General features: G+C 38.3%; 1 protein-coding gene. It reads right to left on the bottom strand.

Translation table 11 applies throughout. From position 1 onward, the window contains the following. Positions 1-153: 153 nt before the first annotated feature. Positions 154-465, bottom strand: a 312-nt coding sequence (locus tag LU493_RS19555; protein WP_275289471.1) for a hypothetical protein, incomplete at its 5' end; no start/stop codon positions are given.

Here is a 465-nt window from a genome sequence, read left to right as displayed (position 1 = left end):
AAATTTCATTGCCGGAATTCTGGTTTCCCAGCCTTTGACAAGGGAATCAGCAAGCTGTACGATCTGCCGCGTTGACATTTAAAAACCTCATTCAGTTTTGATTGTCGATAACGTGATCAGGTTGGTGGAACAACCTGATCACACCTTGAATAGTCAGTCATTACCCTCCTTCTTTTCTATAGTTACTGTGTATCCGTAAAGAGTCAAAATGCGATAAGCATCCAACGCCTCACGCTCACTTTTAAATGTTCTGACTTCGTGTAATCCTTTACCTTTATCAAGGGATACACAAAACTCATAATCTTCTTCTACTTCTATCTTTTTAATTAATTTATCAAGTTCGGCTAATGTTCGTTTTGGCTCAAAAAGAAATGTGCATTGTACAATGGCGTTTAAATCTTCCCGATCAAGCTCTAACAGAGCATCATTATAAGCAGCTTTAAAACAGCGATTATTACGCAGATC

This window comes from Halomonas elongata, assembly GCF_029081005.1.
GTDB lineage: Bacteria > Pseudomonadota > Gammaproteobacteria > Pseudomonadales > Halomonadaceae > Halomonas > Halomonas elongata_B.
Note: the sequence above shows the minus strand (reverse complement) of the source record. Positions and strands in the feature narration are given on the sequence as shown.